Source organism: Bacillus sp. MZGC1 (assembly GCF_002998605.1).
GTDB lineage: Bacteria > Bacillota > Bacilli > Bacillales > Bacillaceae > Bacillus.
The window spans coordinates 105,809-113,416 of sequence record NZ_PVRE01000007.1 but is presented as its reverse complement, the minus strand read 5'-3'; the positions used below and the strand labels follow the sequence as shown (position 1 = coordinate 113,416).

The window sequence follows — 7,608 nt, the reverse complement described above, 5'->3', positions numbered from 1 at the left end:
AGAGGGAAATCGGATCGTCCTTTTGAATCGAACGGTATAAACTGACAATCATATCTGCTTTCTTTTGCAAGAATTTATTTTTCTTGACCCATTCAAACACTTCACTGATCGTTTCAGTTGGTGCGAGTGTCATGAAGATATTTGAGTATGATTTCGCATGTACCGCATTTTCCATCATCGCCATAAAGTTTAATACCGCTTTACGCTGATGGCCGTCTACATGTTCAGCCACAATCGGCATCCCTGTATTTCCTTGTTCTGTATCAAGTAAAGTCAGTCCAGCAAGTACCTTCATGTACGTATCTCGCTCTTTTTCACCAATCATTCTCCAAGGTAACAAGTCTCCTTGTAATGAGATTTCCTCAGGAAGCCAGAATTGCTTCACATTTTGGTTGTAAAACATCTGTGTAAAGTCATCCTCATGTTTTGACCAATCTGCAGCTGTGTATGTTGAATTTTTGTTTAAATTTTTTATTTTTATTCCTCCAGACGAAAAATTTTGTTTCAGTACTTGTTAAACACCTGTCTTTGTTGTCCCTCTATATGAGGCGATCTTTAAGCCTCAAAAAATAATAGAGGTGACTAATAATGAGTGGAAAAACAATTGTTGAGATGGTAGAGATAGTTTTTGAATTAGGATTACTTGCACTTACAAGTAACAACCTTAGTCAGTTCATGCTACAGACATCTGTAGCTTTTTTTATTAGGTTTGGTTTCTGGTATCTAAAAAAAGAGGATTAAACAACACAGCTAAGGCAACTATCCTGGCCAGTATCTTTTGTGCGTGCATAGTAAAGAGTCTTGATTCCTTTGTGATGTGCATATAGATCAATTCTATTCAAATCTCGTGTTGTCATAGTGTCTTTGAGGAACAATGTAAACGAGATACCTTGATCAACATGGGTTTGAATAGTGGATATTAAGTCAATAACCTTGAACATATCCATATCATATGCTTCTTTGTATAGGAACCAATTGTTCGGAGACAGTCCAGGCATAGGATAATAAGTCTTACTGTTTCCATAGGTTCTTTCCTCGATTCTTTCCATGATAGGCATTACACCTGCGGTAGATGACTGGACATATGAGATGCTTCCAGTAGGTGCTACAGCTTGTCTATAACTGTGATAGAGTCCATGTTTCTGTACATCGCTTTTTAGCTGTTTCCAATCTTCAATTGAAGGAATATGCTGCTCCTTAAACAGTTTGGCTACCTTCTCAAGCTTCGGCGAATAATCAATACTTAAATACTTATCAAAAAAGCTTCCAGATTTGTATGTAGATCCTTCAAACATGTAATACGTTTCACCAGTTTCCTTAGCGATTTCCATTGAACGCTTCAGAGAATAAAAATTGACCATCATAAAATATGTATTAGCAAAATCAATAGCTGCTTCTGATTCATAAGGGATACCGTTTTGAGCTAGATATCCATGTAAATTCATCTGACCTAATCCAATTGATTTCATTGTTTTATTTGCCTTATTGACTGCTGGTGCATTAACAATATTAGTTGCATCAGAAATCCTTGTAAGAGCGTCTACTGCGGTTCTAACTGTCTTCTCGATTGATTGGTTATCCATTACATTCAGGATGTTCATTGAGCCTAAATTACATGAAATATCGAGTCCAATTTCATCATCTTGATTGTAATCTGTATACTTTGATACTTTAGAGGACTGAATCACCTCGCTGCAAAGATTGGAAAATTTAACCTGAGATATATGGTTATTAGCATGAACCTTGTTTACGTTATCCTGGAACATAATATATGGATAACCTGATTCGTATCTAAGGATGGCCAGTTTCTCAAGAAGTTTTCGAGCACTCCCTTTAGTTTTTCTTACACTTGAATTATTAACTAATTCATCGTACATTTCATTGATGTTCATCTCGTCTAAATGTTGTCCATATTCTTTATAGACCGTATGAGGATAGAACATATAATAATCTTTGTCTTCTCTTGCAAGCTCAATGAATTTGTCTGGAACAACTACTCCAATGGATAACGTTTTAGCTCTAACATCTTCATCTGCTGATATTTTTTTTACATCTAAGTACTCATTGATATCAGGATGGAAGACTGTCAGATAAGTTGCTCCGCTCCCTTGTCTTTGACCCATTTGATCTGCATATCTGAAGGCATTATCTAAAAGTTTCATAACACCTACTACACCTTTAGTAGAGTTATCAATGTCTTTAATCGCTTCACCTTTAGCTCTAATCTTACTTAAATTAAGTGCTACACCACCACCTAATTTAGAGAGCTGCATCGAAATATCAATTGCTTTTGAGATATCATTCAAACTATCTCCAACTTCAATTAAGAAGCAGCTTACCATTTCCCCTCTTCTCTTTCGTCCAGCATTTAAGAATGTTGGAGTCGCTGGTTGATACTCTTGCTTAATCATTGATTCAACATATCCCATTGCTTTATCAGTATTACCCTCAGCCAAAAACAACGCTACAATTGAGATGCGATCTTCGTAACGCTCAAGGATTTTCATTTTATCGTTGGTCTTTAATGCATAGTCATTGTAGAATTTAAATGCACTCATAAATGATGGGAATCTAAATTTAAAACTATAGGCAAACTTAAATACCTTTTTGATATCTTCTTTACTGTATAGGCTCAAAAATTCTTCTTCGTAATAATCATGTTCCTTTAAGTAGTCTAATTTCTCCTCAAGGTCATGAAAGAAAACCATATTTTGATTAACGTAATCAATAAAGTAACTCTTTACAGCTTCCTTATCCTTTTCAAACTGGAACTTTCCATCCTTCTGAATCATGATCTGGTTGTTCAATTGAATCCAATTAGGAATATTGTTTGTGCTGATTGTCAATAAATTTAACCTCCTATTATTATATTTTTATAATTTACTCAAATCACTCTTTAAATCAATTGATTCAAGTCGTTTATTCGCAATCTCTATGTATTCACTTTCAGTTTCAAATCCAATCCACTGTCTATTTAAGTTCTCACAAGCAACTGCTGTTGTACCACTTCCCATGCAGTTGTCGAGCACAATCTCGTTCTCTGATGTGTATGTCTTGATTAGATATTCAAATAACTCCACTGGTTTTTGGGTTGGATGTAGCATAAAGTCTTTTTGATTTGATTTAGAATATGTTAATATATTAATTGGGTAACGCTTATCTAATACTTCTCCTTCAAATACATCTTGACTTTTTCCATACACCTGTTGAGTACTTCTATTTTTACTCTGCCTCGGTTTAACTCTCTCCCTCATTTGTGGGTGATATTTGGTTTGTTTTTTATAAAAGACGCATATTTCTTCTATGGATTTTAGCGGTTGCTTTTTAGCGTTTAAATGACCTACTCCTCTCACTTTATTCCAATACCAACAATACTTAAACCACTTAGGATTACTCATAATTAAAGAACTTGTAAATGGCTGTGAAGCTGTTAATACAATCGCTCCGTTTTCTTTGATGACACGTTTGTACTGCTCCCATAAAGGTTCGAACGGGATTATTTCATCCCATTTACATTGAGTTGTTCCATAAGGTAAATCGCATAAAATCATATCAATTGATTTATCTGGAATCAGTTTCATTCCCTCTAAACAGTCCATCTGATAAATTCTATTTAATTCAAGACTACTTAATAAACTTTTCCCCACTCAAACACGCCTCTTCTCCACTAATGTAATTTGTTAGTTCAATAAACTTTGCGACATCAGAATCTGTTCCAGCTAATTCGAATTTGAGTAAGATCGGAACATCGTATTGGCTTGCTATCTTATCTGCAGCTAATCCAAAATTATTACCCCAATTCTTATTACCACTTGAACATATTCCTCTTAGTAATCCTTTGTTGTTATGTATGAATACCTGAGTCAACTTTGGCACTTCGCCAAAACCGATTGTGTATGTAATATGTATGAATGGTTCAGTTATCATCGTATCCTCAGTTATTTTCTTTACGTTTAAATGTTTGTTATTTGTAATTTTATCAACGAATCGTTGAACGTTTCCTGTTAAGCTCTCATAAGTGATTAACATTACAAATGGTTTTTACCTGTTACAAACTTTGCTGTACTAAATTCAGATTCTGATTCTACGTATTCACTCTCTTTAGAAATTCCAGAATTAATCTTTGCCATTTCTTCATATCCCTTGGCCATCTCTTCATAAAAACTTGTATCTTCAAGTTTCCCAACCTCAAAGTAATGTAATAAGTGATTTTTAGGTACAAGATTTTTTTCTCCAAATTCATTAACAGATAGCACATCACCAGGTTCTACGATATACGATGTTCCATCAGGATTATGAACAGTTGTCGCTGTTTCAACTACTTCAAGGTCTACTAGATGTCTGCTATGTACATACGGTTTTTTTAATTTTCTTGCAGCTCCCATTATATTTCCCCCAATTTTTATTTATATGAAACTGTGATTTTATAGTAAATCTCCATCAGTAAGCAATACCATTTCTTCATCGCTTGTGATATCTTTTAATACCTCTTTAAGTGGAACTAAATTTTTGTCCTCTCCTGGCGCTCTCCCATATCTCATAGCAGCGTAAATATCTCCAACCTCAATCAGTTCTTTAGATAAATCTCCTTCATCATCAGCAGAATCCTTTTTATAAAGTTCCATTGCCTTTTCTTTTGTATTTGCTTTAATTAATGAATAATAAGGGTTGCTCACTTCAAAAAATTTCATCAGTATTCCTCCATTTTAATAATTTATTTAAAACTAAATCAATATCTTGTATTCTCTAAATAATTATGTATACTATATATAGTTATAAGGAACATATTTTCCCATGATAGGTGGTGATTTCCTTGGCAAAGTCTAGCAGCAGAAGAGTTTCATCTTCAAAACTTGCAACTAAAGCTTCTAAAGTACTTAATTCTAAATCTTCAAGTAAGACAGCAAAGAGTTTAGCTGGGTCAGTTCTTTCTCAAGCAAAGGCTAAAAGAAAGTAACTGTATTGAGATATGTTGGTTAGGGGATGGCTTAAGTCATCTTCACCCCTTCATATCTTCTAATTGATTTTTGTAAATCTGTCTATCTCTTTGCCATCAACAATAACTTTTCCGAAAAACATCTCTTTAGGTCTTGCCCATAATACAGTGCCGTCCATATCATGGTAAACAACAAGCTCTTCTTCTGTTTCTGTATGAATGACTTCTCCAACGAGTTTATAAGTTCCACCCTTATAATGTTTGAAGTCGCACATGATATGCTCAAATATGTCTATTTAGTTTTCCTCCTCAAACTTCAATTTCAATCGTTCGTAGTCAAGTCTTTCTCGCTCTTCTTTTTCCTTCTGGAACTCAATCCTACGAGCTTCTTCTGCTTCCTTAAGTTGCAGCTCATATTCAGCCCAGTCATTCTCAGTAATTATTCCCAACTTATCAAGCTCATTCTTTACGTAGCTGTCCTCATAAATCTTTTTTTTGGCTTGGTGCTCGTTATAAACAATAGTGCTTGGCTCTTCTTCAAAATCAAAAACTTGTTTAACAATTAATATTCCACCATCTTTAGTCACGATTGTAGTTGCATCGTAAAATTGATTAGCATGAATGAACCCAACCTCTTTGTCAATTAAATCAGCTGGTTCTGTTATAAAGTACATGAGATACCTCCTTAATCTTCCTCTAAATTCAACACAAGAACATTTTTATATGGATCTAGTTGAATTTCATCACTGGTTTCTTCGCCATCAATCCAAAATTCAACTCGTGTGTCTCCGTTAAAATCAAGTTGATCTTGCAATGCTTTGATTACATCACTTACTTTGGGCTTACTTAGCTTTCCTTTAAACTCATCATATGCCATTTAGAATTCCCTCCTTTTTTTACATCTTCTTATCAAGAATATCTTTAATACTTTTTAAAGTTTCTTTATACTCACTATCTAATCCACTTACATCAAGATTTGTTGAGATTCTATAACTTCCTGAGTTGTCATACATTATGATGAAAGCCTCAGTGTCGTCATCTTTAGCACTGAAAGTGATATCGTGAAGCTCAACCTGCTCTGCATCGTTTTCTTGTTTTAGTTGTTCAATATAATCAGGCTGCATCATGTTGAATAGCTCGTTAACTGTGGTGAATTTTACTTGTTCCAATATGCTGTCCTCTTTATAATCAAATGAATGAAAATAAAGATTAAATGTTATGTAACCTTCTACTGAATTTCCATGCTTAGTGTATTGCATCCTATCCTCCTCATCTGATTTCTCTTTGAAATCATCCTTTTATTTAGAAATTGATAAAGCCGTCCCAGTTATTGAACTCTTCCATTTCTTCTTTTTCTTTTTTATCGTTTTCCACTTCAGCTTTCATCTTTTCAACCAGCTTTAATACTACTTCTTTAATTTTCATATCCTCATAATCTGTACACTCGCCATACCAGAACAATCCGTTATATTGTTCCCCAATAATTGCAAATCCCCATACTCTCCATCCGTTTGAAAGACGATCAGCAAGAATCTTCAATGAATGTTTAAGTCCATTTAGTACAATAGTTTTTTCGATTGTTTCATATCTCATATTTTTATAATTCAATAGCTGTCCTGCCTTTCGTATTTAAGATTTTATAACTCCATCCCACTTTTCAAATTCCTCAATTTCCATATTAGTTTCTTTGTTTTTCTCTAAAGCTTTTTGGGCAGCTTTTGCAGCTAATTTAAATGTGTATTTAAGTGGATGATTGCTATAACTTAGATCACTTCCTCGGTAAACAATTTTGTTGTTCTCCACGTCCTTCACATCAACCCATTTAACTGACCATCGCCCTGTCCTGCTTGATTCATTTGCTGTAATTGTGATCCGAAGTCGATGCTCATCAATCGAAACAATTTTTTCAAAGGTTCTCACAGCCCCACCTCCTTTTCGTTAAAATAAAACTTTTATTTAGAAATCTTCGTTTGGAATTTTGATATAATTAGGTGCTTCTTCAAGCATCTCTTCAAAAATCGCATCTATCGCTTCTTGGAAAACAGTTAATCCACTTTCGGCATTCGTTGAAGTTTCATTGATTTTATCAGCAAATCCTTTAGCAAACTGTCTTTTGAATTTCACTTTGATTGATTCATCCCAATTGTTTGGATTGTCATTAAATGCAACCTCTAACAAATCAATTGGCAAGCTTATAACTACGTTATTACCCTTTACTTTTGCATACTCCATTTTAAATTCTCCTTTGTCCTTATTTTCAGATAAACAATGAAGCAATGTATAGCAAAAGTAAGACAAAAGCTGATCTTGCTACACCTTTACCAAAAATTTTGAAAATCGTATCATCATCTTTCTTTTCAGAGTTTTTACTCCCTTTCACAAACACCATTAACAGAACCCCGATTACAAATGAATGCGCTAGTGAAATTTCAGGGAAGCTAAAACCATATACATTCACAAGTGGACTTAGTACAAAGTTTAAGCCATAAAAAATTACCCCTGCATTGACTACAGCACCAGCTGCCAACATTAACGCAGATAATAAAATTGCACCTGATCCAATAAAAAATCCGTTCCAAACTCGTTTTTCTTGATTATTCATTTTATTCTCCTTCAGATATATGTAATTTGTATTTTATTTTGATAAAACTATGTTCGGCAGCAGAAAGCCA

The 7,608-nt window shown here is 34.2% G+C and carries 16 protein-coding genes; 2 read left to right on the top strand and 14 right to left on the bottom strand.

Annotated elements, in window-relative coordinates:
• The coding region (locus C6Y06_RS18750; RefSeq protein ID WP_262982706.1) for a ribonucleotide-diphosphate reductase subunit beta at positions 1-403 on the bottom strand (403 nt) is incomplete at its 3' end.
• A 185-nt stretch (positions 404-588) separates the two neighbouring features.
• On the opposite strand from C6Y06_RS18750, the gene C6Y06_RS20200 reads away from it, so the two are divergent.
• Positions 589-741 (top strand): hypothetical protein, encoded by a 153-nt coding sequence (locus C6Y06_RS20200; protein ID WP_189288419.1) that lies wholly within the window; start codon positions 589-591, stop codon positions 739-741.
• On the opposite strand, the gene nrdE is transcribed toward C6Y06_RS20200, so the two are convergent.
• The 5 genes from nrdE to C6Y06_RS18725 are packed head-to-tail and all read right to left on the bottom strand — an operon-like array spanning position 738 to position 4,691.
• Positions 738-2,840, bottom strand: a complete 2,103-nt coding sequence (gene nrdE / locus C6Y06_RS18745; RefSeq protein ID WP_106037490.1) for a class 1b ribonucleoside-diphosphate reductase subunit alpha — start codon at positions 2,838-2,840, stop codon at positions 738-740. The genes C6Y06_RS20200 and nrdE overlap by 4 nt on opposite strands.
• Positions 2,841-2,873: 33 nt before the next feature.
• Complete coding sequence (locus tag C6Y06_RS18740; protein WP_223251492.1) at positions 2,874-3,647, bottom strand: DNA-methyltransferase; 774 nt, start codon at positions 3,645-3,647, stop codon at positions 2,874-2,876.
• Positions 3,625-4,029 carry a class Ib ribonucleoside-diphosphate reductase assembly flavoprotein NrdI gene (gene nrdI, locus C6Y06_RS18735; protein WP_106037483.1) on the bottom strand — a complete coding sequence of 135 codons (405 nt, stop codon included), beginning with the start codon at positions 4,027-4,029 and terminating at the stop codon, positions 3,625-3,627. The genes C6Y06_RS18740 and nrdI overlap by 23 nt, the downstream gene beginning before the upstream one ends.
• Complete coding sequence (locus tag C6Y06_RS18730; protein ID WP_106037482.1) at positions 4,029-4,385, bottom strand: antitoxin endoai; 357 nt, start codon at positions 4,383-4,385, stop codon at positions 4,029-4,031. The genes nrdI and C6Y06_RS18730 overlap by 1 nt, the downstream gene beginning before the upstream one ends.
• 39 nt (positions 4,386-4,424) lie before the next feature.
• Complete coding sequence (locus C6Y06_RS18725) at positions 4,425-4,691, bottom strand: hypothetical protein (protein WP_106037481.1); 267 nt, start codon at positions 4,689-4,691, stop codon at positions 4,425-4,427.
• 122 nt (positions 4,692-4,813) lie between these two features.
• Between C6Y06_RS18725 and C6Y06_RS20195 the strand changes: the two genes are divergently transcribed.
• Complete coding sequence (locus tag C6Y06_RS20195) at positions 4,814-4,957, top strand: hypothetical protein (protein ID WP_162860237.1); 144 nt, start codon at positions 4,814-4,816, stop codon at positions 4,955-4,957.
• 59 nt (positions 4,958-5,016) lie between these two features.
• Here C6Y06_RS20195 and C6Y06_RS18720 read toward each other — a convergent pair whose 3' ends face one another.
• The 8 genes from C6Y06_RS18720 to C6Y06_RS18685 are packed head-to-tail and all read right to left on the bottom strand — an operon-like array spanning position 5,017 to position 7,538.
• The gene (locus C6Y06_RS18720) at positions 5,017-5,211 is read right to left on the bottom strand and encodes a DUF1653 domain-containing protein (protein WP_223251491.1); all 195 of its coding nucleotides are present in this window, start codon (positions 5,209-5,211) and stop codon (positions 5,017-5,019) included.
• A gap of 21 nt (positions 5,212-5,232) precedes the next feature.
• Positions 5,233-5,610, bottom strand: coding sequence for a hypothetical protein (locus C6Y06_RS18715; protein WP_106037479.1), 378 nt, complete (start codon positions 5,608-5,610; stop codon positions 5,233-5,235).
• Positions 5,611-5,621: 11 nt separating this feature from the next.
• Positions 5,622-5,813 carry a hypothetical protein gene (locus tag C6Y06_RS18710; RefSeq protein ID WP_106037478.1) on the bottom strand — a complete coding sequence of 64 codons (192 nt, stop codon included), beginning with the start codon at positions 5,811-5,813 and terminating at the stop codon, positions 5,622-5,624.
• 19 nt (positions 5,814-5,832) lie between these two features.
• A complete protein-coding gene (locus tag C6Y06_RS18705; protein ID WP_106037477.1) occupies positions 5,833-6,195 on the bottom strand; it encodes a hypothetical protein in 363 nt (120 codons plus the stop codon).
• A 43-nt stretch (positions 6,196-6,238) separates the two neighbouring features.
• The gene (locus tag C6Y06_RS18700) at positions 6,239-6,544 is read right to left on the bottom strand and encodes a hypothetical protein (RefSeq protein WP_106037476.1); all 306 of its coding nucleotides are present in this window, start codon (positions 6,542-6,544) and stop codon (positions 6,239-6,241) included.
• A gap of 21 nt (positions 6,545-6,565) precedes the next feature.
• The gene (locus tag C6Y06_RS18695) at positions 6,566-6,856 is read right to left on the bottom strand and encodes a hypothetical protein (protein WP_106037475.1); all 291 of its coding nucleotides are present in this window, start codon (positions 6,854-6,856) and stop codon (positions 6,566-6,568) included.
• Positions 6,857-6,892: 36 nt separating this feature from the next.
• On the bottom strand, positions 6,893-7,168 hold the full coding sequence (locus tag C6Y06_RS18690) for a hypothetical protein (protein ID WP_106037474.1): 276 nt from the start codon (positions 7,166-7,168) through the stop codon (positions 6,893-6,895).
• 25 nt (positions 7,169-7,193) lie between these two features.
• Positions 7,194-7,538 (bottom strand): hypothetical protein, encoded by a 345-nt coding sequence (locus C6Y06_RS18685; protein WP_106037473.1) that lies wholly within the window; start codon positions 7,536-7,538, stop codon positions 7,194-7,196.
• Between the last annotated feature and the right edge of the window lie 70 nt (positions 7,539-7,608).

Coding starts and splice junctions, on each gene's coding strand:
- C6Y06_RS20200 (WP_189288419.1), top strand. CDS start 589: ATGAGTGGAAAAACAATTGTTGAGATGGTAGAGATAGTTTTTGAATTA.
- nrdI (WP_106037483.1), bottom strand. CDS start 4,029: ATGTTAATCACTTATGAGAGCTTAACAGGAAACGTTCAACGATTCGTT.
- C6Y06_RS18730 (WP_106037482.1), bottom strand. CDS start 4,385: ATGGGAGCTGCAAGAAAATTAAAAAAACCGTATGTACATAGCAGACAT.
- C6Y06_RS18725 (WP_106037481.1), bottom strand. CDS start 4,691: ATGAAATTTTTTGAAGTGAGCAACCCTTATTATTCATTAATTAAAGCA.
- C6Y06_RS18720 (WP_223251491.1), bottom strand. CDS start 5,211: ATGTGCGACTTCAAACATTATAAGGGTGGAACTTATAAACTCGTTGGA.
- C6Y06_RS18715 (WP_106037479.1), bottom strand. CDS start 5,610: ATGTACTTTATAACAGAACCAGCTGATTTAATTGACAAAGAGGTTGGG.
- C6Y06_RS18710 (WP_106037478.1), bottom strand. CDS start 5,813: ATGGCATATGATGAGTTTAAAGGAAAGCTAAGTAAGCCCAAAGTAAGT.
- C6Y06_RS18705 (WP_106037477.1), bottom strand. CDS start 6,195: ATGCAATACACTAAGCATGGAAATTCAGTAGAAGGTTACATAACATTT.
- C6Y06_RS18690 (WP_106037474.1), bottom strand. CDS start 7,168: ATGGAGTATGCAAAAGTAAAGGGTAATAACGTAGTTATAAGCTTGCCA.
- C6Y06_RS18685 (WP_106037473.1), bottom strand. CDS start 7,538: ATGAATAATCAAGAAAAACGAGTTTGGAACGGATTTTTTATTGGATCA.